Source organism: Jeongeupia chitinilytica, assembly GCF_014652315.1.
GTDB lineage: Bacteria > Pseudomonadota > Gammaproteobacteria > Burkholderiales > Chitinibacteraceae > Jeongeupia > Jeongeupia chitinilytica.
This window is the reverse complement of the sequence record NZ_BMYO01000005.1, coordinates 267,210-290,742: the sequence shown is the minus strand read 5'-3', so window position 1 is coordinate 290,742 and position 23,533 is coordinate 267,210. Positions and strand designations below refer to the sequence as shown.

Annotated in this window: 36 protein-coding genes; 12 read left to right on the top strand and 24 right to left on the bottom strand. The window is 63.4% G+C overall.

What is annotated here, in order from left to right; genetic code table 11:
* From IE097_RS11195 to IE097_RS11085, 23 genes are all read right to left on the bottom strand, one after another.
* Positions 1–510, bottom strand: coding sequence for a DUF1804 family protein (locus IE097_RS11195; protein ID WP_189460720.1), 510 nt, complete (start codon positions 508–510; stop codon positions 1–3).
* Between the two features lies 1 nt (position 511).
* Positions 512–739: a hypothetical protein gene (locus IE097_RS11190; RefSeq protein WP_189460719.1), complete on the bottom strand. Its 228-nt coding sequence runs from the start codon at positions 737–739 to the stop codon at positions 512–514.
* The gene (locus tag IE097_RS11185; RefSeq protein ID WP_189460717.1) at positions 739–945 is read right to left on the bottom strand and encodes a TraR/DksA family transcriptional regulator; all 207 of its coding nucleotides are present in this window, start codon (positions 943–945) and stop codon (positions 739–741) included. The genes IE097_RS11190 and IE097_RS11185 overlap by 1 nt, the downstream gene beginning before the upstream one ends.
* Positions 942–1,541 (bottom strand): hypothetical protein, encoded by a 600-nt coding sequence (locus tag IE097_RS11180; protein ID WP_189460714.1) that lies wholly within the window; start codon positions 1,539–1,541, stop codon positions 942–944. The genes IE097_RS11185 and IE097_RS11180 overlap by 4 nt, the downstream gene beginning before the upstream one ends.
* Position 1,542: 1 nt before the next feature.
* Positions 1,543–1,785, bottom strand: coding sequence for a DUF2644 domain-containing protein (locus IE097_RS11175; protein WP_189460713.1), 243 nt, complete (start codon positions 1,783–1,785; stop codon positions 1,543–1,545).
* Positions 1,782–2,312: an N-acetylmuramoyl-L-alanine amidase gene (locus IE097_RS11170; protein WP_189460711.1), complete on the bottom strand. Its 531-nt coding sequence runs from the start codon at positions 2,310–2,312 to the stop codon at positions 1,782–1,784. The genes IE097_RS11175 and IE097_RS11170 overlap by 4 nt, the downstream gene beginning before the upstream one ends.
* Positions 2,313–2,410: 98 nt before the next feature.
* Positions 2,411–2,872: a hypothetical protein gene (locus IE097_RS11165; RefSeq protein WP_189460709.1), complete on the bottom strand. Its 462-nt coding sequence runs from the start codon at positions 2,870–2,872 to the stop codon at positions 2,411–2,413.
* Positions 2,873–2,964: 92 nt separating this feature from the next.
* Positions 2,965–3,396, bottom strand: a complete 432-nt coding sequence (locus IE097_RS11160; protein WP_189460707.1) for a Mor transcription activator family protein — start codon at positions 3,394–3,396, stop codon at positions 2,965–2,967.
* Positions 3,393–3,809: a gp16 family protein gene (locus IE097_RS11155; protein ID WP_189460706.1), complete on the bottom strand. Its 417-nt coding sequence runs from the start codon at positions 3,807–3,809 to the stop codon at positions 3,393–3,395. Before IE097_RS11155 ends, IE097_RS11160 begins: the two co-directional genes overlap by 4 nt.
* Before the next feature lie 61 nt (positions 3,810–3,870).
* Positions 3,871–4,779, bottom strand: a complete 909-nt coding sequence (locus IE097_RS11150) for a recombination-associated protein RdgC (RefSeq protein WP_189460704.1) — start codon at positions 4,777–4,779, stop codon at positions 3,871–3,873.
* Positions 4,766–5,215 carry a hypothetical protein gene (locus IE097_RS11145; protein ID WP_189460702.1) on the bottom strand — a complete coding sequence of 150 codons (450 nt, stop codon included), beginning with the start codon at positions 5,213–5,215 and terminating at the stop codon, positions 4,766–4,768. Before IE097_RS11145 ends, IE097_RS11150 begins: the two co-directional genes overlap by 14 nt.
* A 2-nt stretch (positions 5,216–5,217) precedes the next feature.
* A complete protein-coding gene (locus tag IE097_RS11140; protein ID WP_189460700.1) occupies positions 5,218–5,412 on the bottom strand; it encodes a hypothetical protein in 195 nt (64 codons plus the stop codon).
* A gap of 1 nt (position 5,413) precedes the next feature.
* Positions 5,414–6,040: a DUF3164 family protein gene (locus IE097_RS11135; protein WP_229797546.1), complete on the bottom strand. Its 627-nt coding sequence runs from the start codon at positions 6,038–6,040 to the stop codon at positions 5,414–5,416.
* 4 nt (positions 6,041–6,044) lie between these two features.
* Positions 6,045–6,626: an HI_1489 N-terminal domain-containing protein gene (locus IE097_RS11130; RefSeq protein WP_189460698.1), complete on the bottom strand. Its 582-nt coding sequence runs from the start codon at positions 6,624–6,626 to the stop codon at positions 6,045–6,047.
* Entirely contained in the window at positions 6,614–6,955 is a 342-nt protein-coding gene (locus IE097_RS11125; RefSeq protein ID WP_189460696.1) for a hypothetical protein, read from the bottom strand. Before IE097_RS11125 ends, IE097_RS11130 begins: the two co-directional genes overlap by 13 nt.
* Positions 6,952–7,221, bottom strand: a complete 270-nt coding sequence (locus tag IE097_RS11120) for a hypothetical protein (protein ID WP_189460694.1) — start codon at positions 7,219–7,221, stop codon at positions 6,952–6,954. The genes IE097_RS11125 and IE097_RS11120 overlap by 4 nt, the downstream gene beginning before the upstream one ends.
* 1 nt (position 7,222) lies before the next feature.
* Positions 7,223–7,513 carry a hypothetical protein gene (locus tag IE097_RS11115; protein WP_189460692.1) on the bottom strand — a complete coding sequence of 97 codons (291 nt, stop codon included), beginning with the start codon at positions 7,511–7,513 and terminating at the stop codon, positions 7,223–7,225.
* Positions 7,506–7,835: an XRE family transcriptional regulator gene (locus IE097_RS11110; protein ID WP_189460690.1), complete on the bottom strand. Its 330-nt coding sequence runs from the start codon at positions 7,833–7,835 to the stop codon at positions 7,506–7,508. The genes IE097_RS11115 and IE097_RS11110 overlap by 8 nt, the downstream gene beginning before the upstream one ends.
* Positions 7,835–8,362 (bottom strand): hypothetical protein, encoded by a 528-nt coding sequence (locus tag IE097_RS11105; protein WP_189460688.1) that lies wholly within the window; start codon positions 8,360–8,362, stop codon positions 7,835–7,837. The genes IE097_RS11110 and IE097_RS11105 overlap by 1 nt, the downstream gene beginning before the upstream one ends.
* Entirely contained in the window at positions 8,359–9,084 is a 726-nt protein-coding gene (locus IE097_RS11100; protein ID WP_189460686.1) for an AAA family ATPase, read from the bottom strand. The genes IE097_RS11105 and IE097_RS11100 overlap by 4 nt, the downstream gene beginning before the upstream one ends.
* A 57-nt stretch (positions 9,085–9,141) precedes the next feature.
* Positions 9,142–11,256, bottom strand: a complete 2,115-nt coding sequence (locus IE097_RS11095) for a Mu transposase C-terminal domain-containing protein (protein ID WP_189460684.1) — start codon at positions 11,254–11,256, stop codon at positions 9,142–9,144.
* A gap of 11 nt (positions 11,257–11,267) precedes the next feature.
* A complete protein-coding gene (locus IE097_RS11090; protein ID WP_189460682.1) occupies positions 11,268–11,750 on the bottom strand; it encodes a hypothetical protein in 483 nt (160 codons plus the stop codon).
* Between the two features lie 55 nt (positions 11,751–11,805).
* Positions 11,806–12,147, bottom strand: a complete 342-nt coding sequence (locus tag IE097_RS11085; protein WP_229797545.1) for a helix-turn-helix domain-containing protein — start codon at positions 12,145–12,147, stop codon at positions 11,806–11,808.
* A 196-nt stretch (positions 12,148–12,343) separates the two neighbouring features.
* Between IE097_RS11085 and IE097_RS11080 the strand changes: the two genes are divergently transcribed.
* From IE097_RS11080 to IE097_RS11065, 4 genes are all read left to right on the top strand, one after another.
* Complete coding sequence (locus IE097_RS11080) at positions 12,344–12,790, top strand: hypothetical protein (protein ID WP_189460678.1); 447 nt, start codon at positions 12,344–12,346, stop codon at positions 12,788–12,790.
* Positions 12,791–12,820: 30 nt separating this feature from the next.
* Positions 12,821–13,039 (top strand): DNA-binding protein, encoded by a 219-nt coding sequence (locus IE097_RS19625; protein ID WP_189460676.1) that lies wholly within the window; start codon positions 12,821–12,823, stop codon positions 13,037–13,039.
* Between the two features lie 138 nt (positions 13,040–13,177).
* Positions 13,178–13,453: a hypothetical protein gene (locus IE097_RS11070; RefSeq protein ID WP_189460674.1), complete on the top strand. Its 276-nt coding sequence runs from the start codon at positions 13,178–13,180 to the stop codon at positions 13,451–13,453.
* Between the two features lie 287 nt (positions 13,454–13,740).
* Positions 13,741–14,775, top strand: a complete 1,035-nt coding sequence (locus IE097_RS11065) for an ABC transporter substrate-binding protein (RefSeq protein ID WP_189460672.1) — start codon at positions 13,741–13,743, stop codon at positions 14,773–14,775.
* 15 nt (positions 14,776–14,790) lie between these two features.
* Here IE097_RS11065 and IE097_RS19540 read toward each other — a convergent pair whose 3' ends face one another.
* Positions 14,791–15,837, bottom strand: a complete 1,047-nt coding sequence (locus tag IE097_RS19540) for a sigma-54 interaction domain-containing protein (RefSeq protein WP_308429712.1) — start codon at positions 15,835–15,837, stop codon at positions 14,791–14,793.
* 440 nt (positions 15,838–16,277) lie between these two features.
* Here IE097_RS19540 and IE097_RS11055 point away from each other — a divergent pair, with 440 nt between their 5' ends.
* The 8 genes from IE097_RS11055 (at position 16,278) to IE097_RS11020 (ending at position 23,491) form a co-directional block, all read left to right on the top strand.
* Entirely contained in the window at positions 16,278–17,006 is a 729-nt protein-coding gene (locus IE097_RS11055) for a GntR family transcriptional regulator (RefSeq protein ID WP_189460669.1), read from the top strand.
* A gap of 24 nt (positions 17,007–17,030) precedes the next feature.
* Positions 17,031–18,761: a fumarate reductase/succinate dehydrogenase flavoprotein subunit gene (locus IE097_RS11050; RefSeq protein WP_189460668.1), complete on the top strand. Its 1,731-nt coding sequence runs from the start codon at positions 17,031–17,033 to the stop codon at positions 18,759–18,761.
* Positions 18,758–19,006: a 4Fe-4S dicluster domain-containing protein gene (locus IE097_RS11045; protein WP_148716087.1), complete on the top strand. Its 249-nt coding sequence runs from the start codon at positions 18,758–18,760 to the stop codon at positions 19,004–19,006. The genes IE097_RS11050 and IE097_RS11045 overlap by 4 nt, the downstream gene beginning before the upstream one ends.
* A gap of 148 nt (positions 19,007–19,154) precedes the next feature.
* The gene (locus IE097_RS11040; protein ID WP_189460667.1) at positions 19,155–20,567 is read left to right on the top strand and encodes an ABC transporter substrate-binding protein; all 1,413 of its coding nucleotides are present in this window, start codon (positions 19,155–19,157) and stop codon (positions 20,565–20,567) included.
* 9 nt (positions 20,568–20,576) lie between these two features.
* Entirely contained in the window at positions 20,577–21,362 is a 786-nt protein-coding gene (locus IE097_RS11035; RefSeq protein ID WP_189460666.1) for an ABC transporter permease, read from the top strand.
* A complete protein-coding gene (locus tag IE097_RS11030; RefSeq protein WP_189460664.1) occupies positions 21,359–22,216 on the top strand; it encodes an ABC transporter ATP-binding protein in 858 nt (285 codons plus the stop codon). The genes IE097_RS11035 and IE097_RS11030 overlap by 4 nt, the downstream gene beginning before the upstream one ends.
* Before the next feature lie 10 nt (positions 22,217–22,226).
* Positions 22,227–23,189: a HEAT repeat domain-containing protein gene (locus IE097_RS11025; protein WP_189460662.1), complete on the top strand. Its 963-nt coding sequence runs from the start codon at positions 22,227–22,229 to the stop codon at positions 23,187–23,189.
* The gene (locus tag IE097_RS11020; RefSeq protein WP_189460660.1) at positions 23,186–23,491 is read left to right on the top strand and encodes a gamma-butyrobetaine hydroxylase-like domain-containing protein; all 306 of its coding nucleotides are present in this window, start codon (positions 23,186–23,188) and stop codon (positions 23,489–23,491) included. The genes IE097_RS11025 and IE097_RS11020 overlap by 4 nt, the downstream gene beginning before the upstream one ends.
* The last annotated feature ends 42 nt before the right edge of the window (positions 23,492–23,533 follow it).

The following is a 23,533-nucleotide window of genomic DNA, read 5'->3' as shown; positions in this document are numbered from 1 at the left end:
TCATCCAAAGGACTTGGCCAGCTCGGCGCCAAAAGGCTCCAGCACCTCGACAAAGGCTTGCGCGTGCTTGGGGTAGCGGTCACGAATGAATCCGCCCAGCATCTGCACGACAGACATCGCCGTCGCCAATTCGCTGGTTTCTGGCAACACGCGCTTGGAGGCCGCAACGGTCTTGTTGTACGAGTCGGCCAGACTGGCCAGCATCTCAACGCGCTTGACTGCACTCAGTGGGTTTTTCGGGTCATCGGTATTCAGGGCTTCCATCGCGGCCTGGTACTGCAGCAGGAAGCCGGCCAGCATCTGTCGAGCCAGATCCTCCATGCTGCCGCCGGCCAGCGTCTGGGCCGCGCGCAGCTTGTCCCAGTCGTCACCTTCATCGTCGGCGTCTCGTTTCCAGCGTCGGGCCGTTGCCGTGGGCACGTTGAACTTCAACGCGGCCAGCTCCAGCGCCATCTGGTCGAAGATGTAGGCGCGGCGGACCTGCTCTCGGGTTTCCTTGGGGTGCGCCATATCAGCCGGTGATCGCCCGCTTGATGAACTCGACGGCAAGTGCGGTGCCGACTGCGGCAATGGCGCCACCAAGCGCACCGGACTTGGCTGCCTGCGTTTCCACTTCACGCAGTCGCTCCTCAATGCCGTCGACGCGTTCATTCATTGCGGACTGATTGGCCAGCACCATGTCGAGCTTGCCCTCCATCCGTCCCAGCATCAGCGCCAGGCTGTTATCGTTTTCGGCCATCAGCCCTTCCTTTTTTCGGCTTGTTGTTGGCAATGAATGCAGCGGTGGCAGCCTGGTACTGCATGGCGGCGTGCCTCCGGAATAGCCACCCCACAGTCTTCACAGTGGCTGCAGCTCAGTCCGCGTGGCCGGTCGCGGTGAATGGCCAGCGCATCCTCGCGCTGCTGAAGTTCAAGCGCCGCCGCGCGGTCGTAGAAATCGGTCACTGAAGCGGCACTCCCTGATGCAGCTCGATGTAGGCGTCTAGTCGGCCTTCGAGCTGCTGGCACCACTGGCCGTAGTCGCGGGCATGGGCGAGGAGGTCTTGAGGTGGTAGCCCTTGCTCGGCGCCGGGGGCTTGACGGGCTTCTGCAGCATTTCCGGGGTCGGCTGCGGCCCCTGTATCACCACCGGTTGCGGTGTAACCAAGCGCGGTGCTGTAGACGCGCAGGCTGTCAGGGCCAAGGCCGGTATAGCGAGGACCATCCACACGGACGGCTTGATTGATCTGCGCATTCAGCAGCTCCTTGGTCTTGGTCAGTGCGGCGTCGGTGTTGAGCAACTGCAGGCCGAGCCGGCGGGCCTCGTCGGCAAAGAAACGCTGCTTTTCCAGTGCGGATCGCAGAGTGGAGGCAGCGCTTTCGGCGGCGTCCCGCGCTTCGCTGTCATGCTCGGATTGCTGCTTGGACAGCCTGGCTTCGTAGACACGGGTCGTGCTGCTAGTGCCGGCGTAGAAGCCCAGCCAGCCCACCATGCCGAAAGACAGGACGATGGCGCCGACACGTAGCGCCTTGCCGATGGCGACCCCGTAAAGTTCACCCATATCAGCCCTCCTGCTCCACGGCGGTGGCAGTGGCCTTTTCACGCAAGGCGGCGATATAGCGCAATGCCGCCACGTAACCGCCGACGAGGCCGAGGTAGACCGCCCACGCTTCGACGGTCAGCGTGCCTTTGATTCCCTGGTAAATGAAAACACCCGTCGACGCCGCACAGGCCACGTTGGCCCACAATTTCGTGTGTGAGAGGCGCCCGGTGTCGGGGTTGGAAATGAGTTCGAGGATCTTCATGCCGCAGCCTCGATCAGGTGCGACTTGAGCGGCTGCAGGCCACCGGCGAGCCAGTCGGCGACGTTGAAGCCCGGGCAGGTTTTGGTCCACTCGGACGGCTGGATCGTGCCGTCGCCGTTCTTGTCCGGCGACAGGTCGCGGTGGCCGACGATGCGCGCCGCCGGATAGCGCGCCTGCAGGCTGCGCACCTGGCTGTGCAGGGCTTCCCATTGGCGCTGGGTGAACTTGTCGGTGCCGACCATGCAGACGCCGACGCTGTTGGCGTTGTGGCCCGCGACATGGGCGCCAATTTCGCTGTGCGCGCGGCCGGTTTCCTGCCGACCATCGCAGTCGATCACATGGTGGTAACCCAGTGCATACAGCTGCGGGTTGAAGGCTTCGCGGGCGACGGTGTCGCGGCGGAAGCCGCGCTGGCTATGCCAGACATCGATGGTGGCGGCCGCAGTGCGCGTCCCGCCCTTGTACAGCGCCTTACCATTCGGCGTGGCGGCGCAATGAATGACGATCAGGTTGATGGAGCGGGACATGGCGGCCTTCGGTTGAAAGGTACGCCGCCAGAATAAAAAAGCGCCCCTGTTGGGGCGCCATGATGGGCTTCAGTAGCAACTGGCCCTGCTCTACAAACTCAACCGCTATTCCGTGAGCACCGAAGTCTGGTCCGATCTCCGGGAAAGAAAGGGGGAAGCCCGTCCAGGCTAGGGCCGCCGGTACTCTCTGCTACCGATTGTTCAACGGCGCATCCCAAAAGTGCGAAGCGCAGAATCCAATCATCGGGGCTTCGCTGCAACAGGGATTCAAAGTTTCCCGCCCTGCTCAGCTCGCCGATTCTCATCACCATCGAATGCACCAGTAACCCAGCTGCATTCCGCTTTGAAACTTTGAGCGAGTCCCACATGTAGGGCAGCCTTCCTTCCTGGGAAAACCTGATTTTCCACTCCTCAAGCCAACGCCACGACCATTCGGTGCCGCTCAACACGTTGCAAAACGCACGCTCCATTTGGTCATGGCTAGAACCGCTGATCAAATGTTTGTCCAATGCTTTAAGCAGACGCATCTTGGTCTCTTCAGCACAATCGACCGTGCTCATTATCTGCTGAAACCCTTCCTCAACTAGCTCACGGGACGGACAGAATTCAGGACGCTCCACTGCGATACCTCGAAGACAAACACGCTCACATCCTAGAACAGCGCAACCTGCCGCGTCTCATTCACTTGGTCTGCCTTCTTCAAAACCAGCCATACATTGCGTTCGGTCATTTGGTACTTTCGCGCCAGTTGATTCACTGCGTGCACCGCTGGCTGGATTCGGGTCGACTGATCGAACTCCGCTCGCATCATGCGATCGCGAACCTCCCGTAACGCGACTGCACAGCGGGGAATCGACAGCACCTCGCCGCCGAAATGGCCAGTCAGGATCTTCGCAGCCTCAACCCCCACCACCTCGGACAACGCCTCGAACCGGATCTGGCCATCGCGGCGCTTGTTCTTCGATACAGGGAAAGTCGTTCCGCCCCACGCCTCGATCAGTTTCAGCGCCTTGGGCAAACCGATCAGCCGGGCGATCAGTTGCGCCAGCTCCGGTAGTAGGTGCTCGAAATCGGCCAGATTCATGCGCCCCTCCTTTCCGCATCAATACTCAGCGCTGCAATGACGTTTTTCAGACCATCGCTCGTCGACCACTCGATCTGATCCACGCCGGCCAAACGACGCAACATCGACGGCCGCCCACCACTTCCCTTGGTGAGGTAGTCCCACGGCCGCCCGGCATCGGCAAGTAACGCCTCGATCTTGTTCAGCTGTTTCTTACGCGCTGCAGTGACCACCGGCCTTTTGCCGTGCCCGCTCTTCGGCTTCCAGCCGCAGCGCTGCAGGTGTGCTAGCACTTTGGCCGACGTCATGACGGTCAGGTCTCTGGACGACGACACCCCGGCCACGCTGTGCAGCATGGCGCGGTAGGTGGCGTCGTCCATGCCGAGGTCTTTCTTGGCGATATGGATTTTGGCGAGGTCGCGGTTGGTGGCCATGTCGGTTTCCGTTAAATCACATCGCACAGCCCGCTGTTTCTAACGGGCTGTACGCTGGGGTTTAGGCTGGCATCTCGTCGCCGAGCGCATTGATTAACACCGGAATGAAGCCGCGCAAGGTGCCCACGGTCAGCACCAGGCTGCTGTCGAAAACCGCCGCTTGGTCGACCGCGTCCATGTCCTTCAGCTCCTCCTGCAGCACGTCGAGCATCGTCAGGCGCTTGATTTCCAGCTTGTCGGTCAGCACGAACGACAGCTTGTCGTCCCAAGCGAGCGACAGCTTGGTGGCCAGCAAGCCGTTGCCCAGGTGCTGCTTCACCTCGCTGGTGTCCATCGGCTGACGGCCGAGCTTGGTGACCGCGCCGTCGTCGCCTGGCGCGTTCAGCTCGGTGTCCTGACCAAGATCAAAGGGGCCGGCGTCGGCAGTTTCAAGCCACAGCGTCATGGCTGTTTCCGGCGAGACGTGGGTGTTGAGCAGCCGGGTCGGCAGGCTGCCGAGCGTCTCGCGTAGATTGGACAGCAGCTGCTCGGCCTTGCCGGCCGAAGCGGCCTCGACCATTACCAGCCCGAGCTGCAGGTCAATCAGCGCACGCTGACTACGCGAGCGGGAGAACGCCTTCGGCAGCAGTTCCTCGGCAATGCGCTCGCGCAGCTCCTTGGCTTCCTTGCGGCCGACCTTGCGGTTTTCCTCGGCCTCGATCCGGGCAATCCGGTCTTCGGCCTCTTCCTTGACCACGCTGGGCGGGAGCAGCTTTTCCTCGGTTTTCTGCACGACCAGGACAGCATCTTGCTGCTCGTAGGCGATCAGATCCGGCGCGTGCCTAGCCGGAGCAACCCAGCCCTGACTCATCGGGTCGTGAGGGCCGCAGGCCACAAACGGACGCTTGGCCAGCGCTTCAGCGACAGTCTCGGCGCTCAACGCATGGTCGGCGGCGAGCCGGTAAAGCTGGAGATTTTTAAACCACAGCATCGGTGAGTTCCTTGGTTTCTTTCTCGATCACGGTGATGGCGTCGCAGACCTTGCACAGGTGATTCAGGGCAGCCTTGCCACTGGCCCAGCTCATCCAGTAAGTGGTGATGGTCTTGGTCCAGTAAGGCTCTTCTGCGCACATTTTCTTGAAGTGGCGCTTGCCCACTGCCTTCTCCATGCGGTCCCGATCAGCCTTAGAAGCCACCGGCCGAACCGATTTGCGCAGAAATTTCTGTTCCGGATAGGACTCCGAACCAATCATCCATTTGCCATGAAAACTGCCATTCACGTAGGTGCCTACCCGGTAACTCATGCCCTTGGCGCGTTCGACCGATAACGTGATGCGGTAACCATCGCACTGCAGGTCAACTCCGCCCCACGGCATGCTCAGGGTGGCTTCCAGTTTTTCGCGCTGCTCCTTGCTCAGCTTTGCCATGTTTAATCGCGCTCCAGTGAACGAATCCGGCTCCTTACCGCACGCTCGACTGTCTTCTGCAAATCAGTCAGTTCAAGCGCAGCGAGGCATTGCTGTTTGGTGAAGGTTTTGACAGCCTGCATTCGGTCTTCGGCGGTGACGTGGTAGCACTGGTGGCCGTTGTAATTTCCGGCAGCGAATGGATGTACGTTGGCCATCTCACACCCCCGCCACATCGAGGCTGATCGGCTCGTAGCGGTCGGAGCCTTCGACACGCTCATACACACGGATATAAGGTTTGCTGCCCGAGACCTGGACGCTGTCGCCAATCGCCTGCATGGCGCGCTGCCACTTCTCGTCGGTGATGTTCATCCGGCGCAGCCCCAGCACGCGGCCGGTGCTGATCTTTCCTTCTTTGCTGACCTGGAAGGCGTCGTGGATCAGCGCCTTGATGTTGTCGCTGCTGCCTTCGGCCCACTCGCTGATGCACTCGTCGATCAGCTGCTTGGCCGCTTGCAAGCGCTCGTCAAAGGTGATGGTGTCCTGCATCTGCCGGATCACCTTGTAGCGGCCGTCGAACGAGGTCAGCGTCACGTTGCCCTTGATGCCACCCAGTTTCACGTCGTATTGCTCGGCGCTCAGCTCGACGAAGGCGCCGACATCGGCGAATACCCCCGCCTTGAACTGGCCCAACTGTGTCGACATGGTCTTGGCCTGCTCGACGATGCCGCGCACCAACGCGTCGCGCTCACGGTCGACCGGCTTGATCAGATTGACCGGCACCAGACGGCCGAGCGGATCGGTCCAGTGGCTGTCGTTCTCGATGTTTTGCACTTGATTTGTCACTGCGTCATTCCTTTAAAAATCCACGATCGATGAGCGCTTGCCGTGCCTCGGCCGACATAGCCCGCTTGCCGCCGGGGTCCACCGGCGCGGGCGGTGGCGGTGGACTACGCGCCGATGCTTCAGGCCGCACCACGTTGTCGAGGACACTACCGCCGGTGCTACGTGCCGCCTCGCGCTGGCTCTCGACTCGTGCGGCCAGTTGTTCGGCTTTGCCGGCGACCACTTCGTACAGATAGCCGTGGGTTTTCAGGGGCAGGCGCAACGTGCTGCCGGGCTGCCGGGCGCGCTCGACAACGTCGTCCATCGCATCCCGCCACAGCTCGGACGTGATCACGTAGACATTGCCGGCCCGCTTGATCTGATTGGTCGGGATGATCTCGGCCAGCTCGCCGATCAAGCGGGCGGTCTTGCTCGCGGTCGCCTTGCGGCCCTGAACGTTGAACAGCCGCATGTAGCCGACCACCGCAAGCCGTACAGGCCGGGGCATGGCCAGCGCCGCCGTGACGGCGCGGCCCTGGGCCTCGGTCAATAAGTACGCTTCCAGCCCGCTCATGGCACCGCAGCAGGGGCAGGTCAGATCGAGCATGCCCGCCCCTGCGCTAGCCGCCGCCTGGCGATGTGCGCAAGCCGGCCCAACAGCCAATCTGCGATCGAGATCTGCGCACGCAATTGCTGTTCGGCCAGCACGACCAGTTCGGCCTTGTCGAGGCCGAAGCGCGCAGTGCGGCGATACTGGCAAGTCGCCCGAGCGGCCCCCACGTAGGTTTCGCAGACCAGCTCGCCATACCGGCACAGGTCGCGCATTCGTGAGCCGGCATGCGAATCTCCCGTTGCGCGAATGACTTGTGCAGCGATGAAAGGCTCAGGCAGCACCGCGATAGCGGCACGGACCAGATCCAGCTTGGTCATCGTCATGCCGCCTCCCGCCAAACGACCTCAAGGCCAGCAAAACGCACCTTGTTCAGGATCTCGGCACCTTGGCGGCGCCGTACCGGTTTGCTCCCCTGACCATCCAGGCAGCGGCAGGTCGCGGCATCGATCTCGATGGTCAGGCATGAATCCTGCGACACGCGCAGCACCGTGCAACCCAGTTCTCGCAGGGACCGAAGCACCCGGTTCTGCATGGCCAGCCGACTCAGGCTCGTGCCGTTGAAAACAACCACGTTGCTTTGCTCCGACATCTCACACCCCCTTCTCGAACCACTGCACGGCGCAGCCGTTGACCATCGCGCGCCACTGGATTTGCGGCCCGCGTTCGTTGCTGATGCGGCCGATCACCTCCGCGTCATGCTTCTGTTTGAGCAGCTCGCATTTCGGGCTGTGCGCGATCAAGACCCACGGACCTTCACTGCCGCTACCCGAGCCTTGCAGCAGCACCTTGAAGCGGTGTTGTGCCAGCCAGCACACGCAATGCAGGCAGGTCGCGATCGCGTCACGGACCGCCGCGTTGAAAGAGAGCGCCTCGCTATGCATGGCACACCTCATCGCGGTGTTTGCACGACTGGCATGCGCGCCAGTGCGCGGCAGCGGCCGGGCTGCTGGTTGGTACATCTCTCAGGGCGTACTGGCGGCAAAGGTCACCGGTCAGCGCTTGGCCCAAGTGCGGGCATGCGATCGTGTCGAGCTTGGCCAGCACCGCAGCAGCGATGCGATCCGTCTTTCCCGGATACTTGTCACCCAGCACCAAGCTGATCGAGGCAGGGCTGTACCCGAGGCGGTCAGCGACGGCACGCATGCTGGTCCGCTCAGCCTCGGCACGCAGCAGGGTCAACCATCGGGAGGTTTCGTGCGTCATCACACGCCCCCCTTCTGTTTTCCCCAAGGCATCGGCAGTTCACGGCCACTGTTCGGTTCAATGACCACGTGGCGGCGAGAGTCGATGCGAGGTGCCTCCGGGCCGAGGTCGTCAATCAGGGCAAAACGAGGCGGAATCACCGCGCCTGCACGGACAACCAGGCCAACCCGCGATAGGGTCTGGAAATACCCTGTCAGCACCGAAGCAGCGGTCTTCTCCTCGACCCGGGCGGCCATCATGGCGATGTCGGAAATGCCAGCAGCCTTGAGCATGCGGAGCGCTTGCCAACCCCGTGCATACAGTGGCTGACTGCGGCGCATCGCTTCGCCTTCGGCTGCGATCTGCCCTGTGCTGGTCAGATACCAGCGGCCGCCTTTCATTACCACCAACTCCTGGGATTGCAGCAACTGCAACCGAGTGCGAACGGTTCGTTCCTCTTCACCAGTTCGGCCGCAGAGCACGTTGAAGGTCAGGCCTTTTTCGCTACGCCACAGGAGCTGCAAAATCGAATAGGTAAGTTTGCTCACTTGGCCCCCCGGCGGGCGGACTGCCAGTCGTGGGCCAATTCGGCACCGCGCATGTCTTGTAGGCTGATCGACTTCAAGCCGTTGACCTTGGCGAACTGCTCGATACGAGCGATGCCGTTCAGTACCAGACGCATGCGGCCGGCGCACTGCCGGTGCAACTCGGATACCAAGCAGCGGCCGATCTCGACCTCGGCCATATCACGGCAGGTCAGCATCACGTCGGTCTCGGTTACCGGCTCGAACTTGACCACCGTCGCAATCCGGCTAGCGACTTGCGGGTAGCGGGCCAGCTTCTGCTGGATGCGCTCCATACCGACCATCACAACCGGGGTCTGGCACATGTCGCTGATTCCGCGCAGCGCCTCGATCGTGGCGCTGCAGGCAACGACATGATCTGCCTCGTCGACCACGATCGGCACCTGGTTGCGCATCACATGGCCAATCACCGAAGCGCGGGTGTCGCGCAGCGTGTGATGCGCCGGAATGCCTGGCTTGCTATTGGCCATCGCGCGCAGCATTTCGCTGACCGTCCAGCCCGACTGGGCCGTCACGAAAATGGCGTTATTCTCAAGCGCCCAGCGCGTGATGATCGACGTCTTGCCCAAGCCAGGCTCGCCGTTCACCAACAACATGCACGCCTCAGCTGCCCCCCGGTTGTCGACGGCCTGAATACCGTCCGTGAATCGTTCCCAGTTCGAGGTCTTTACGAAAACCGCCTTCATGTATCATCTACTCCGTAGTTGTGGCCTTACGGCCGATTGCTGTGGTGGACCTGCCAGTCACACCGCTACTCCGGATGCGTCGCCCTGCCAGGCGATGCATTCGTTCTCAAAAATGTCGACGCGCTCTGCGTACTCATCACTGGCCACGTAGTCGGTCAGCCACTCCCGATCCGCCCCTGTCCACGCCCCGCGATGCGCCATCAACCAGCGGTAACGATCTGCCGCCCGATTGAATAGAGGCCGGCGGACCTCCGTCATGGCGCTAACGCTCGCGACCTCGATCGCCACCGGCTCGGCCGGCACCACGTCGATCACGGCAGGCGTTGGGCGTGCGTTCAGTGCCTGGTTGAACTGCTGCTGGGTAAGCGTGATTTCCGGGGCCGCCAGTTGTCCCATCAGCGGCGCGGTCAGCCCTTCCATCACGTCGTCGACCCTGGCATTCAGTCGTGCCAAGCGCCCCTCTTCGCGCTTGACCCGGTTCTGCTCGATCACCGGCATCGGCATGTAGTGCGCCTCATTGGCGCCCCAACCGGCCTTGGCGATGAAGGCACCGCGCTGGTCGTAGACCCACACCCAGTTGGCGTCGTGGACGTCGTAAGAGACGCGGACGAACTCACCGTGGAACTCTTCCAGCGCGGCGCTGAAGTACTTGTTGTTGAACAGCTGGACCTCGCCGCGAACCACCTTACGTGTCGCCTGCGGATGGAACAGGTGTTCAGCCTCGGCGGCATCGACGCGATGCAAGTCCGCCGTCGCGCCCTTCTCCGCCCACACCTGATCCGGCGTCCGGCCACCCAAGCTCTTGTGTGACCGGGCGTTGTAGTCGGCAACCTTGCGGTGGCAGAAGGCCATAAATTCAGGCCAGCCCATCAGCGGCTGGGTGCCGCCGTGCTTGAGCGCGCGGCGAGTGACTTTGTGCGCCAACTGACCGGCTTGCCGATCCATGTCGGCGCCGATGTATGTCGTCAGTTCCTTGGCCGCCGCAACCCACAGTGACTGATGCAGGCGCTCGATCACGCCACGTGCCTGCGAGTTGTACGGCAGGCTGTGAGTCATGGTGATGCCCAAGCGATTCAGCAAGCCGGTCGCTTCGTCTTTGAGCATGTCGTTGACGTAGCCACTGCCGTTGTCGACGTAGAAGGTCGCGCAGACCCCGGCATGCACAGCCGAATATCGCAGCGCGTCGATCACGGCCAGGCCAGACTCAGCGAGGTCGACCGAGAAGCCAACGACGCGTCGCGTGGCAATGTCGATGATGCTGGTGATTTCCGGGCGAAATGGCTTGCCGGTCAGCGGGTGGCGCACTTCGGCGTCGAAGCAATGGCCGTCCGCGCTATACACGTCGCCCGGCACCAGTTGATCGAACGTCCGCCGAACAAACGGTTTGATGTTCTTGATGTCGCGGCTGCCCATGCGACCCACTTCGCGGCTGACATTTCCGAGCTTGCCGATGAAGCGGCGCACCTGGTCCACGCTCGGCAGTACACCTTCGGTCCATTGCACCGAGAAAATCCGGTACGCGGCTGACACGCTCGGCTTTTGCGGCGTTTGCCAGATCGCGAGGAAAGCCGGCGCCCATGTCGGCACGCGCATTTCACGCTGCACCTGCTTAGGTGCCAAGGCTCCAACCTTGTCGGCGGCAAACCAGCGCTTGATCGTGCGTACGCTCGGCAGCGTGCTGCTACCCTTGCGGCCGCGCTCGTCCTCGGCCAGCTTCAGCGCGCGGGCCAGTTGGCCTTCGGGGTCTTTCTTGGCCTCGACCAGGACAGCCGTGATCGCCGCCTCTTTGCCAATTCCGCAACCCGCCATTAGCCGCTCGACCGACATCAACACGCCCTTGCGGCAGTCGGTACGCAAGCGCTGCGCATCGGTCAGCTGCAGCATGGTTTGCGCAGCCGGAACCGGCACGCCCATCACCACTTCGGACGTCACGGTCTTGAGGCTCGACGGCACCGGCAGCTTGGCCGAGTCGGCGAGCAGCTGTTGCGCAGTTCGCTCACGGATCTGAGCCATGACGGCTTCAGGCGGTTGAAACTCCTTGCGCACACCTCCGTTGCCAACAACCTCTACAAATGACCAAGCTTCTCGTTCGACGAATAGCAGGACCCCCTTCTTCGACCCCGGCACCCCACAAAGTCGCATCTCGGCCAGCTCAGCTGCGCTGTAGTGCATTTTGGACGCCGTCATGCTTCACCGCGCTCAAAGAGGGCCAACTCTGGCGAGGCGGCCTTGCTGACGTTTTCACGCTGCCACGCCAGTTGGTTCAACGTTGCGGTCAGTGCCGATACCGTGTCTTCCAACCCGGAACCATGTTGATAGAAGCGCACAAGTTGTGACATGGCATCAGTGAAGGTGGCCTGCATCTCCAACAGATCGTTCGCCTTTGAGGCACGCCCCATCGGAACAGCAATGACGACACGTCCAGATGCCACCGCGAGGTAATCACTGATGAAGTGACAGCCCGAAAATGCTTCGAACTGGCGGACCCGATGCAAGGGCATTGAGCTTTCGGCAAGCCAGCGATAGTAGGTTTTGAGTTCTACCCCCATCAGATCGGCCATGACTTTGGCCGGGCGACGGGCAATTTCATCGGCATATTCGGCGGTCAGCTGGATCGCCTCGTCGAGGCTGAATGCCTGCACTTTTTTCCAGTTTCTTTTTCGCATTGCTGTATTCCATCACCTGAGAAATAAGGCCGTAGACCGGCGAGCCAGTCCGCACCTAAGCTGCAACGGCGTCGCGGTTCACTTCACACTTCGCTACACTTCCGGGGGAATTAAGCGTGCCAATAACAGCGCTAAAGACCATCTGCACAATTTCAGGGGAAAGCTCTGCGGCTTGCCGCCGATAGCGACTCGGCCAGATTTCGGCCGGACTCGTACCGATAGCCTCTGCAATGAGCCGCTCTGCCTTCGGCCAAGGCCGCGAGAGCGCACATTTGAGCGTTCCTCCATCCGCATAGCCGTGGTGCAGCGACAGTTTTCTTAACGACCAGCCTTGTTTGCGCAACGCACAAACAACGTCGGCTGGATGCCAGTCTTCTAAGGCTGCTTTTTTTGTCATGGCAACTTCCCTCATGGGATGAGATGAGGGAAGTCTAGGTGTGTAGAAGTGTGTAGTCAACGCTTCACACCTAGGTGTCACCAATAGAAATCAATGAAATTCACGTAAATCATTGATTAATAAACACTTTGCTTGCTATTTTAGCGAGCAAAAGGTGTGTATTTAACTACACACCTTCACATTCATAGGTGTGTAATTGAGTAAGTCCCTCTACACAGCTGCAGAAATCGCTGCCATGGGCCTAGCCGGACTCCCTGGCACGAAGAAGGCGATCCTGACCCGCGCAGACCGTGAGGGCTGGTACGTCGAAGAGAGAGTGGGTTTTGGCGGGACAAGGAAGATGTTTGAGATTCCAGCCAAATACCTATCAGCAACGGCGCAAGGCACCTCGGAAGAGGTGACCACTGCAGCACCGTCGCCTGCCGTAGCCGGTGCGATTGGCCCTGGCGGTCAGTTGGATGCGGAATTACTGGACGCGGCCCAACAGGTCGCCGACTGGTTCTACGCAGCAAATCCGGGGCGTTACAAAGAAGAGATGAAGGGCGACCTGGTGATGATCCTGTACCGGTACGCACTCAAGCACCGTTGGCACGGCAAACTTAACGGCGACCAGATCAAAGAACTGCTGCAACTGATCGCATAGCGTTAAATAGCCATTTCGTCGACTGACACTATGAAACTGTTAAGCATTGCGGAAATCTTGAAACTACAGCTGCCAGGGATGCCGAGATCGCGTGAGGGAGTCAGGTCTAGGGCTAACCTGGAGGGCTGGTCTTACAAGGAGCGCTCAGGCTCTGGCGGCACGCAGAAGCTCTATCTCGTACCAGCGCGCTATACCAATGGCTCACTGATCCCGTTAGATGTTTTGAGGAAACCCCACCTCAAAATCTGACCAAAATAGTCAGATACAACGAAAATTTTGCTTGGCTTGCCGCTGAACCAGCCAATTTAGTGAAACGTCATAAATCAATACTTACATCGGCGACAGTTTATTTACACGCTGATATTCTTGCAGCTCAAGGTAGCTGCAATGAAAGAAGAACTAGAAAAACTCAAGACCTGGCTGCAAGAGGCGCAAAAGCCAGTAACACCCCAAAACGCCTCAGGCTTCACGATCGGCAAGTTGCGCGTTCGCCCCATAGATCAGGCCCATGCGGCCACGCTACATGCCAGCAATGAACAATCTGCTGATCCACGTAGCATCAAAAGCCCAATCCGTGCCATTCAAAGTGCAAAACGCGAAGAGATTCCGCGCGTTTTTTCGCAATCCTGCTCAAGACCCTTCCACGCCCCCGACGCCGCGTAATCCGCGCAAACATTAGGCTTTTTGGCTTTTTTGCTTTGTTGTTGATGGTGACAATCTGAGTACCACCCCACATCACCACACTGCAATGGTCCGACCTCCGCAGTCACCGGCAACCGATCTGGTGATCCACCACCACCGGAGCAGCAATCGCTGTGCAGAATCCAGCAGCCGGTCGTCGACGGATCACGCGCCAGCGCCAAACTGTCGCATGGCTTGCTTCTTGCTTGAGTCCGTCTCCGCCTGCTGCACTGCACGGGCGGCATTTTCCAACCGCAAGCGAGTACCGAATGGCATCCATTTCCGAGCCGCAATCCCCCGTCCTGCCACTGAGCTACGCACGCTCGCCGGTCCCCACTCCGCTCGGCATTGCCGTGCATCTGGGCTGGCTGAACGGCGAGCTGTCCGCCGACGGCATCGCGATCCGCTCGCTGCAGTCGACCGATCCGTCGGCCGGCAGCAGCAGCTTCCGCACGCTGAGCCAGTCGTTCCGCCAGGGCGGCAGCGTGCCGGCGATCTGGGCGCGCGCACGCGGAGCGGCAACGCGGGTCATCGGGCTGACGTGGGTCGACGAATCACAACTGCTGATCACACGGCCGGACAGCGGCATCACGCAGCTCGATGCGCTCAAGGGGCGGCGCATCGGCCTGCCGCTGCGGGCCGACGACGGCATCGACCTGTTCCGCGCCACCGCCTTGCGCGGCACGCTCAATGCGTTGTCGCTGGTCGGGCTCGACGCCGGCGACATCGAGCTGGTCGACATCGCGGCGGCGCCGATCGAACCGCGCCCGCAGGCGCCGGCCACCAACGACTACGCCGCCGAATGTGCGGCGCTGCTGCGCGGCGAGGTCGACGCGATCTACGTCAAGGGCGCGCACGGGCTCAAGGCCGTCGACGACATCGGCGCACGGGTCATCGCCGACATCGGCTTCCACCCCGATCCGCGCATCCGCAACAACAACGGCACGCCGCGCCCGCTGACGGTCAACGCCGACGTACTGCAGCAGCACCCGGACATCGTGAGCGGTTTTCTGGGGCTGGTGGCCGACGCAGGCGACTGGGCCCGCACGCATCCGGGCCGGACGCTGGATTTCGTCAGCGCCGAAACCGGCATCGAGGTTCCCTGGGTCAGTCGCGCCTATGGCGACCGGCTGCACCTGCATCTGGGGCTTGGCCTCGACGACGCCGGCATTGCGGCGCTGGCCGACTTCAAGTCCTTCCTGCTGGAGTGGGGTTTTCTCGAGCGGGATTTCGATCTGGCCGACTGGATCGACCCGGCACCGCTCGACGCAGTGCTGGCTGGCCGGCAGCGCCGGCTGGCCTGACACCGGACCGCCGCTTCAGGCGGCGGTTTCGCGGCGCACGTCGAATTGCGCCAGACGTGCGCGGACGATGTTGCGGCTGAGGTTGAGCAGCCGCGACGTCTGCACCGTGTTGCCCTCGCAGAATGCGTAGGCGACGCGATACACCGTCTCCTCGATATGCAGCCACAGGTCGGGGTGGCCCTGCTCGCACAGCGCCAGCAACGCTGCTTCCAGCGTCGCCACGCCGGCCGCTTGCGGTTGGGGCGCCGCTGCCGGCTCGGGTAGTGCCAGCGAGGTGAAATGCAGATCGCCGGCATCGATCCGCTCGCCGCTGCTGACCAGCAGCGCATAATGGATCACGTTCTCCAGCTCGCGGATGTTCCCCGGCCACGGGTGCGCCAGCAGGCGCGCCTGCGCCGCATCCGTCAGCACCGGCACGCCGATGCGCAGCTTGCCGGCGTACAACGCGAGGAAATGCTTGGTCAGCACCGGGATGTCCTCGCTGCGCTCGCGCAACGGCGCAATCGCCAGCGGCGCGACATTGAGCCGGTAATACAGGTCCTCGCGGAACCGGCCGGCGCGTACCGCCGCCTGCAGGTCGACGTTGGTCGCCGCGATCAGCCGCACATTGATGCGCCGCGGCTGGCGCGAGCCGACACGCACGACCTCGCGCTCCTGCAGCACCCGCAACAGCTTCACCTGCATCGACAGCGGCAGATCACCGACTTCGTCAAGGAACAACGAACCGCCGTCGGCCGCCTCGAACCAGCCGGCACGCTCACCGGCCGCACCGGTAAACGCGCCCTTCTCGTGGCCGAAGAGTTCGCTTTCGATCAGGTTTTCCGACAGCGCCCCGCAATTGACCGCCACGAACGGGCCGTCCTTGCGTTCGCTGAGCGTATGCACCAGCCGTGCAATCAGCTCCTTGCCGGTCCCGCTCTCGCCGGTGATCAGCACCGTTGCATCGCTCGGCGCCACCAGCCGGACCCGCTCGCGCAGGATTCGCGATTGCGGCGCCTCGAAGGTCAGCGCCTTGGCGCGGATCGAAATGGCATGTTCGGGACTGTTCGGTAACGTCAGCACGGCAGTGGCACGAAAGAAGAATCGGCCCAGTATCCGCGCCGGCGTGATGCCGCGACAAAGAATGCTTGCGCATATCCATATGGCACGAAGCTTACAAACCCGGATCAGGGCTACTGCCGCCGGCAAGCCACGTCAGCAAGCGGCGCGCTCGTGCCCAGTGTACGGCGGCACCCGGCCTGATGCCCCACCCTGATACGAGTGCACATCGCTTACAGCAGGCCACGCCATCCCGATGACGACCGTACGCAGATGCGCTGTTGAGAAATCAGCAATCTGCCGATTTCACTGTTGATTTATCAACACCATCAGACCCAACCCCACACGCACAGAACCAACACAAATCACATACAGAACAATGGCTTGCACATCAACCGATCCGTTCAATCCGTCATGGCACGCCGCTTGCTAATCATGACCTGTCATAACAAGTTGGCCATGCCATGCCAGATTCCCGACGTGCCGCTCAGCCGCTCTACGGCCGCATCCGCGACGAGCTTCGCACCACGATCCACGCCGGTGCGTATCTGCCGCACGAGCGACTGCCGTCCGAAAGCGACCTGATGTTCCGCTACGGCGTCAGCCGCATTACCGTGCGGCAGGCGCTGGGCGAGCTGGAGAAGGAAGGCGTGCTGTTCAAGGTGCCCGGCAAGGGCGCCTTCGTCTCCAAGCCGAAACCCTTCCAGCAACTGGCCCGACTGCAGGGCTTTGCCGAGGCGATGCGCGAGCATGGCCACGAGATCAGCAACCGGCTGCTCGACATCCGCACGCTGCCCGCCGACGCCACCGTGGCCGAACGCCTGCAGCTGGCGCCCGGTGCACCGGTCACCGAGTTGCGCCGGGTGCGGTTGCTGAACCGCGAGCCGGTATCGCTCGACATCACTTGGGTGGCACCCCACATCGGCGAACGGCTGGCCCGCGAGGATCTCGCCTCGCGCGACGTGTTCGTCATCCTCGAAAACGACTACGGCATCGCCCTCGGCCATGCCGATCTCGCCATCGACGCGCAGCTGGCCGACCCGGCCACCGCCAAGCTGCTGGCGCTGGATCCGGGCGCGCCGCTGCTGCGCATCGAACGGCTGACGCACGACCGCCACGGCCATCCGGTCGATTTCGAATACCTGTACTGCCGCTCCGACAACTTCCAGTTCCGCCTGCGGATCGCGCGGTAAACGCTTACTCACGAGACCACACCCATGAACACAATCGAACGCGAGGTCGACGTCCTCGTCATCGGCGGCGGCACCGCCGGGCCGATGGCCGCGGTCAAGGCCAAGCAGGCCGACCCGAACCTCAAGGTACTGCTGCTGGAGAAAGCCCACGTCAAGCGCAGCGGCGCGATCTCGATGGGCATGGACGGCCTGAACAATGCCGTCGTCCCCGGCTTCGCCACGCCCGAGCAGTATGTGCGCGAGATCACCGCAGCCAACGACGGCATCGTCAACCAGAAGACCATCCTCGCCTACGCGGAGAACAGCTACGCAATGATCGAGGAGCTCGATCGCTGGGGCGTGAAGTTCGAAAAGGACGAGACCGGCGACTACGCGATGCGCAAGGTGCACCACATGGGCACCTATGTACTGCCGATGCCCGAAGGCCACGACATCAAGAAGGTGCTGTACCGGCAGTTGAAGAAGACCCGGGTCGAGATCACCAACCGTCTCGTCGCGACGCGGCTGATCGTCGGCGACGACGGCCGCATCGCCGGCACCTTCGCCTTCGACTGCCGCACCGGCGACTTCCACGTGGTGCGCGCCAAATCGGTGGTGCTGGCCTGCGGCGCGGCCGGGCGCTTGGGCCTGCCCGCGTCGGGCTATCTGTTCGGCACCTACGAGAACCCGACCAATGCCGGCGACGGCTACAGCATGGCCTACCACGCCGGGGCCGAGCTGTCGGGCATCGAGTGTTTCCAGATCAACCCGCTGATCAAGGACTACAACGGCCCGGCCTGCGCCTACGTCACCGGCCCGTTCGGCGGCTACACCACCAACAGCCGGGGCGAGCGCTTCATCGAGTGCGACTACTGGTCCGGCCAGATGATGGAAGAGTTCCACAACGAGCTCTCCGGCGGCAATGGCCCGGTGTTCCTCAAGCTCGATCATCTGGCCGAGGAAACGATCAGCCAGATCGAGACCATCCTGCACACCAACGAGCGCCCGAGCCGCGGCCGCTTCCACGCCGGGCGCGGCACCGATTACCGCGAGCGCATGGTCGAGATGCACATTTCCGAAATCGGCCTGTGCAGCGGCCATTCGGCATCCGGCGTGTGGGTCGACGAGCACGCGGCGACGACGGTGCCGGGGCTGTTTTCGGCCGGTGACATGGCCTGCGTGCCGCACAACTACATGCTCGGCGCTTTCGTCTACGGCCGCTTTGCCGGCGAATCGGCAGCGCGCCATGCTCAGGAACACGGTCACGCCCGCGTTTCCGCCAGCCAGATCGACGCCGAACGCAACCGTGTGTGGGCGCCGCTGCTGCGCGAATCCGGCCTGCCGCCGGCGCAGGTCGAATACAAGCTGCGCCGCATGGTGAACGACTACCTGCAGCCGCCCAAGGTCACCCGCAAGATGCTGCTCGGGCTGGAGCGCTTCGAGGCGATCCGCGACGACCTCGAACTGCTGCACGCACGCAATCCGCACGAGCTGATGCGGGCGATGGAAGTCCACGCGATCCGCGACTGCGCCGAGATGGCCGCCCGCGCCTCGCTCTACCGCACCGAAAGCCGCTGGGGCCTGTATCACGCCCGCGTCGATTACCCCGAGCGCAACGACGCCGACTGGCGCGTGCACGTGCAGCTGCACAAGAACGCCGCCAGCGAGATGGCGTGCTTCAAGCGGCCACTGGAGCCCTACGTCATCGCAATGGACCAGGACGAACACGCTGCTTACCAGAAGCTGCGCATCCACAAGGAGGCTGTACCGGCATGAGTTTCCCCACCTTTTCCCTCGCCCAGCAGCGCACCAGCGTGCCGGTGCGCATCGACGACGAAAAGTGCATTGCCGACAAGGGCTGCACCGTGTGCGTCGACGTCTGCCCGCTCGACGTGCTCGCCATCGACCTGACCCGCGGCAAGGCCTACATGGCCTTCGACGAGTGCTGGTACTGCATGCCGTGCGAGAAGGATTGCCCGACTGGGGCGGTGCAAGTCGACATCCCTTATTTGCTGCGTTAACTCCCCCAACACACCTGAAGGCGGCTGACAAAGCCCAGCGCAGCGGTCCTGGCAAGAAGTGCGAAGCGCAGACAGTACTTTAAGTACGGCAAGCGAGCACGACGCAGCCAGGAGGGCTTTGGCAGCCGCTCACCACCCTGGAGACACCATGAAACTCACCTATCAACTCGGCGCACTGGCGCTCGCCCTCTTCACCGCTGGCCTCGTGCACGCCGAAACCATCCGCGTCGCCATCGGCACACAGGACACCACCATCAATTGCGCCACCGGCGGCGTGCTGATCCGCGAGCTCAAGCTCTTGGAGAAATACCTGCCGCGCGACGGCAAATACAAGGATGTGCAGTACGACATCCAGTGGAAGAACTTCACCTCGGGCGCGCCGCTGACCAACGAGATGGTCGCCGACAAGCTCGACATCGGCTCGATGGCCGACTTCCCCGGTTCGCTCAACGGCGCCGCCTTCGACAAGGCCGGCAAGAAGAGCCTGTTCATCACCGTGCTGTCGGGCAGCACGCAGGGCAGCGGCAACGGCATCGTCGTGCCCAAGGAATCGCCGATCCAGTCGATCACCGAGCTGCACGGCAAGACCATCTCGGTGCCGTTCGCCTCCACCGCCCACGGCATGCTGCTGCGCGCGCTGAAAGCCAACGGCATTGATCCGGACAAGGACGTCACCATCATCACTCAGGCGCCGGAAGTGGCCGGGCCCGCGCTGCAGGCCAACAAGATCGACGCCCACGCCGATTTCGTGCCGTTCGCCGAGCTGTTCCCCTACCGCGGCTTCGCGCGCAAGATCTTCGATGGCTCGCAAGCCAAGACGCCGACCTTCCACGGCTCGCTGGTCAATGCTGAGTTCGCGAAGAAGTACCCGGAAGTCGTCACCGCCTTCCTGCGCGCCGCCATCGAGGCCGATCGGCTGTTCGCCGCCGAGCCGGAGAAGTACAGCGACCTGATCGAGAAGACCACCGGCATCGAGGCCGAGGTCGCCTACCTGTTCCACGGCCCACTCGGCCTGCAGACGCGCGACTTCAGCTGGAAACCCGAATACCGCCAGGCGCTGAAGACCTCGATCGAGACGCTGCGTTTCCTCAAGCGCACCGATGCCGATCTCGATGTAGCGAGCTTCGTCGACGACCGCTACATCCGCGCCGCCTTCAAGCAGGCCGGGCTCGTTTACGAGGCGCAGCTGAAGGACTACGACAAGCTGCCGCTCAACGCCAAGGACGTGCTCACCGGCAAGCCGATCACCGATTTCCGCCGGCTGGGCCAGGTGTGGATCGAGGGCGAGCCCAAGGTGCGCCACTACGCCACGCTGGAATCGGCCGTGGCCGACGCCCGCCGCATCGAGGCCGGCGGCAAGCGCATCCGCGTGATCTACGCGCAGGACTACGGCAGCGGCATCAAGCTGCTGGCACGCCAGGCGTGGTTCGCGCAGGACGGCAAGGGCCAGCTCGCCGCCTTCCTGCTCAAGGATTCCGCCGCCGCGTGGGCCAAGGCCAATCGCGCCAAAGTCGTCGATTACGCAGGCATCCAGCCTGCCGCCAAGCTCGCCAGCAACTGAGGCCGGACGATGAGCCTGCGCCTTCCCAACCCGGCGGCCAGGGTGCTGCCGGGTATCTCGCTCCTTGCCAGCGTGCTGCTCTGGCATGTGCTCGCCACCAGCAAGCTGCATCTGGGCCTCGTCACCTTCGCCAACGCACCGTCGCCGCGCGAGGTCTGGGACGCGGGTCTGGACCTGCTGCAGTCGCCGAAGCTGCTGTTCCACCTCGGCCACAGCCTCTGGCGCGTGTTCGCCGGTTTCGCAGCGGCAGCAGTGGCCGGCGTCGCGCTCGGTCTCTCCATCGGCCGCTTCGGCTGGGCGCGCGGCACGCTGCTGCCGCCACTGGAGGTGCTGCGGCCGATTCCGGCGGTCGCGTGGATTCCGCTGTCGGTGCTGCTGTTTCCGTCGTCGGAGGTGTCGATGATCTTCATCACCTTCGTCGGCGCGCTGTTTCCGATCCTGCTCGCCACCATCCACGGCGTCGAAGGCATCGACGCGCGCCTCGTCGCGTCGGCGCGCAGCCTGGGCGCACGCCGCTGGCGCGTATTCACCGAAGTGATCCTGCCCGGCGCCGCGCCGGCCATCGTCACCGGCCTCGCCATCGGCATGGGCACGTGCTGGTTCTGCCTCGTCACCGCCGAGATGATCTCGGGGCAGTTCGGCATCGGCTACTACACCTGGGAGAGCTACACCTTGCAGAACTACGCCAACATCGTCGTCGGCATGCTGCTGATCGGCGTACTGGGCATGGGCAGCAGCGCGCTGATCCGCACGCTCGGCCGGCTGGCGATGCCTTGGCGCGGAGCCTCGCTATGAACGCCCCGCTTCCGCCCACCACCGCAGCCGGCCGCATCGCACTCGACCAGGTGTCGATCCGCGTCGGCAATGGCAAGGATGCCTTCACCGCCGTCGACCGCATCGATCTCGATATCGCGCCGGGCGAGTTCGTCTGCCTGCTCGGCCCCTCCGGCTGCGGCAAGTCGACGCTGCTCGGCGCACTGGCCGGCCACCTGACACCCAGTGCCGGCACGCTGCGCATCAACGACGGCGCCATCACCGGCCCGTCGTCCGAACGTGGTCTGGTGTTCCAGCACCACACGCTGTTTCCGTGGCGCCGGGTGATCGACAACGTTGCCTTCGGCCTGAAGATGCGCGGCATCAAGCAGGCCGAGCGCCACGCCGCCGCGCGCGAGCTGCTGGCGCTGGTCGGGCTGGCCGGTTTCGAGCAGCGCTATCCGTCGCAACTGTCGGGCGGCATGCAGCAGCGCGTCGAGATCGCCCGGGTGCTGATCGGCCAGCCGCGCGTGCTGCTGATGGACGAACCGTTCGGCGCGCTCGATGCGCTGACGCGACTGAAGATGCAGCAACTGCTGCTCGACGTCTGGGCGCGATTCCGCACCACGGTGGTCTTCGTCACCCACGACATCGACGAAGCGCTGTTCCTTGCCGACCGCATCCTCGTGATGAGCCCGCGCCCGGGACGCATCGTCGAAGACCTGCGGCTGCCGTTCGCCCGGCCGCGCGGTGCGGACCTGTCGACCAGCGCCGATTTCGTCGCCCTCAAACGCCATTGCCTTGCGCTGCTGCATCACGACGCACCGGTGCCGCCGCTGCCCCGGCTGACGCCGCTGGGCGCACCGGACATCCGTACGCTGCAATTTGCCATCTGACCGGAACATCATGACCGATACCCTTTCCGCCCTGTCGGGCGACCTCGCCGCACTGGCACCGCGCCTTGCCGCCGGCGACGCCACCATCCGCCGCGTGGCGCTGATCGAACTCGCCGACGATGGCGACCCCGAGCATGTGCCTCTGCTCGTCGCGGCGCTCGCCGATGCCGATGCCGGCGTACGCAGCGAAGCGGCACGCCTGCTGGCCGGCTGGGACGACACGGACGTTGCCGCCGCACTAGCTGCGCGCCTGCTCGACGATGATGCCGGCGTACGCGCCGCCGCCGCCCAGACGCTGTCCGAACTCAAATCACAGGACGCCGGGGTGCCGCTGCTGCCGTGGGCAGTGCATGAGGATGCCTTTGCCCGTAGCGCAGCGCTGCGCGCCCTGCGCGAACTGCGCCTGCCGGCCGCGCGCGATCCGGCGCTGGCCGCGCTGACGCATGCCGATGCCGGTGTGCGCCGCGAGGCGGTCGGTGTGCTCGGCTGGCTGAAGACGATCGATGCCCTGCCTGCCCTCGCCGGTCTGGCGCGGCACGATACCGATGCCGAAGTCCGTCGCGTCGCCACCGGTGCACTCGGTTTTGCCGCGGACACCAGCGTTGCACCGGCCCTGCTCGCCGCACTGGGCGACGACCACTGGCCGGTGCGCGAGGAAGCCGCCACCACGCTGGGCAAACTGCGTCTCGCCACGGCCACCGGGGCACTGATCGCAACACTGGAACAGGACATCTGGCAGGTGCGGATCAAGGCGGCGCGTGCGCTGGGCCTGATCGGCGACGCGGCCGCGCTGCCGGCACTGATCGCCAGTCTGGCGCATCAGGCCGGCAACCTGCGCAAGGAAGCGGCGATCGCACTCGGCGAAATCGGCAATGCCGGTGCGCGGGCTGCACTCGACGTCGCCACCGCCGATCCCGACCCTGAAGTGCGCAAGGCGGCACGGCTGGCACTCGACCGTCTGGAGGCCGCATGACGCCCGGCGAAGTGCTGCTTTCCCCGAAAGCACTGACACTGCAATGGCAGGACAGCGGGACGGTGCTCGACGCCGGTGTACTGCGTGCCCACTGCCGTTGCGCCGATTGCCGCGCTGCCGCCCTGCGCGGCCGGCCGGCAGCCGTTGTTGCCGGCATCGAACTGACCGGCCTTGTGCCGCTCGGCCACTATGCCGTGCAACTGCAGTTCAGCGACGGCCATGAGCGCGGCATCTACCCGTGGCCTTACCTGCGCCAGCTTGCCGGTCTGCAGGACGTTACCGGCGTTCAATCCCGGCCATGACTTCGCGCATGCCGGTCACCGCAAAGCCGCGCTCGAAAGGCC

What these genes read in the sequence shown, in the direction of transcription:
- IE097_RS11195 (WP_189460720.1), bottom strand. Translation starts at nt 510, where the DNA reads ATGGCGCACCCCAAGGAAACCCGAGAGCAGGTCCGCCGCGCCTACATC.
- IE097_RS11190 (WP_189460719.1), bottom strand. Translation starts at nt 739, where the DNA reads ATGGCCGAAAACGATAACAGCCTGGCGCTGATGCTGGGACGGATGGAG.
- IE097_RS11180 (WP_189460714.1), bottom strand. Translation starts at nt 1,541, where the DNA reads ATGGGTGAACTTTACGGGGTCGCCATCGGCAAGGCGCTACGTGTCGGC.
- IE097_RS11175 (WP_189460713.1), bottom strand. Translation starts at nt 1,785, where the DNA reads ATGAAGATCCTCGAACTCATTTCCAACCCCGACACCGGGCGCCTCTCA.
- IE097_RS11170 (WP_189460711.1), bottom strand. Translation starts at nt 2,312, where the DNA reads ATGTCCCGCTCCATCAACCTGATCGTCATTCATTGCGCCGCCACGCCG.
- IE097_RS11165 (WP_189460709.1), bottom strand. Translation starts at nt 2,872, where the DNA reads ATGAGCACGGTCGATTGTGCTGAAGAGACCAAGATGCGTCTGCTTAAA.
- IE097_RS11160 (WP_189460707.1), bottom strand. Translation starts at nt 3,396, where the DNA reads ATGAATCTGGCCGATTTCGAGCACCTACTACCGGAGCTGGCGCAACTG.
- IE097_RS11155 (WP_189460706.1), bottom strand. Translation starts at nt 3,809, where the DNA reads ATGGCCACCAACCGCGACCTCGCCAAAATCCATATCGCCAAGAAAGAC.
- IE097_RS11150 (WP_189460704.1), bottom strand. Translation starts at nt 4,779, where the DNA reads ATGCTGTGGTTTAAAAATCTCCAGCTTTACCGGCTCGCCGCCGACCAT.
- IE097_RS11145 (WP_189460702.1), bottom strand. Translation starts at nt 5,215, where the DNA reads ATGGCAAAGCTGAGCAAGGAGCAGCGCGAAAAACTGGAAGCCACCCTG.
- IE097_RS11140 (WP_189460700.1), bottom strand. Translation starts at nt 5,412, where the DNA reads ATGGCCAACGTACATCCATTCGCTGCCGGAAATTACAACGGCCACCAG.
- IE097_RS11130 (WP_189460698.1), bottom strand. Translation starts at nt 6,626, where the DNA reads ATGCTCGATCTGACCTGCCCCTGCTGCGGTGCCATGAGCGGGCTGGAA.
- IE097_RS11125 (WP_189460696.1), bottom strand. Translation starts at nt 6,955, where the DNA reads ATGACGATGACCAAGCTGGATCTGGTCCGTGCCGCTATCGCGGTGCTG.
- IE097_RS11120 (WP_189460694.1), bottom strand. Translation starts at nt 7,221, where the DNA reads ATGTCGGAGCAAAGCAACGTGGTTGTTTTCAACGGCACGAGCCTGAGT.
- IE097_RS11115 (WP_189460692.1), bottom strand. Translation starts at nt 7,513, where the DNA reads ATGCATAGCGAGGCGCTCTCTTTCAACGCGGCGGTCCGTGACGCGATC.
- IE097_RS11110 (WP_189460690.1), bottom strand. Translation starts at nt 7,835, where the DNA reads ATGACGCACGAAACCTCCCGATGGTTGACCCTGCTGCGTGCCGAGGCT.
- IE097_RS11100 (WP_189460686.1), bottom strand. Translation starts at nt 9,084, where the DNA reads ATGAAGGCGGTTTTCGTAAAGACCTCGAACTGGGAACGATTCACGGAC.
- IE097_RS11095 (WP_189460684.1), bottom strand. Translation starts at nt 11,256, where the DNA reads ATGCACTACAGCGCAGCTGAGCTGGCCGAGATGCGACTTTGTGGGGTG.
- IE097_RS11090 (WP_189460682.1), bottom strand. Translation starts at nt 11,750, where the DNA reads ATGCGAAAAAGAAACTGGAAAAAAGTGCAGGCATTCAGCCTCGACGAG.
- IE097_RS11085 (WP_229797545.1), bottom strand. Translation starts at nt 12,147, where the DNA reads ATGACAAAAAAAGCAGCCTTAGAAGACTGGCATCCAGCCGACGTTGTT.
- IE097_RS19625 (WP_189460676.1), top strand. Translation starts at nt 12,821, where the DNA reads ATGAAACTGTTAAGCATTGCGGAAATCTTGAAACTACAGCTGCCAGGG.
- IE097_RS11070 (WP_189460674.1), top strand. Translation starts at nt 13,178, where the DNA reads ATGAAAGAAGAACTAGAAAAACTCAAGACCTGGCTGCAAGAGGCGCAA.
- IE097_RS11065 (WP_189460672.1), top strand. Translation starts at nt 13,741, where the DNA reads ATGGCATCCATTTCCGAGCCGCAATCCCCCGTCCTGCCACTGAGCTAC.
- IE097_RS11055 (WP_189460669.1), top strand. Translation starts at nt 16,278, where the DNA reads ATGCCAGATTCCCGACGTGCCGCTCAGCCGCTCTACGGCCGCATCCGC.
- IE097_RS11050 (WP_189460668.1), top strand. Translation starts at nt 17,031, where the DNA reads ATGAACACAATCGAACGCGAGGTCGACGTCCTCGTCATCGGCGGCGGC.
- IE097_RS11045 (WP_148716087.1), top strand. Translation starts at nt 18,758, where the DNA reads ATGAGTTTCCCCACCTTTTCCCTCGCCCAGCAGCGCACCAGCGTGCCG.
- IE097_RS11040 (WP_189460667.1), top strand. Translation starts at nt 19,155, where the DNA reads ATGAAACTCACCTATCAACTCGGCGCACTGGCGCTCGCCCTCTTCACC.
- IE097_RS11035 (WP_189460666.1), top strand. Translation starts at nt 20,577, where the DNA reads ATGAGCCTGCGCCTTCCCAACCCGGCGGCCAGGGTGCTGCCGGGTATC.
- IE097_RS11030 (WP_189460664.1), top strand. Translation starts at nt 21,359, where the DNA reads ATGAACGCCCCGCTTCCGCCCACCACCGCAGCCGGCCGCATCGCACTC.
- IE097_RS11025 (WP_189460662.1), top strand. Translation starts at nt 22,227, where the DNA reads ATGACCGATACCCTTTCCGCCCTGTCGGGCGACCTCGCCGCACTGGCA.
- IE097_RS11020 (WP_189460660.1), top strand. Translation starts at nt 23,186, where the DNA reads ATGACGCCCGGCGAAGTGCTGCTTTCCCCGAAAGCACTGACACTGCAA.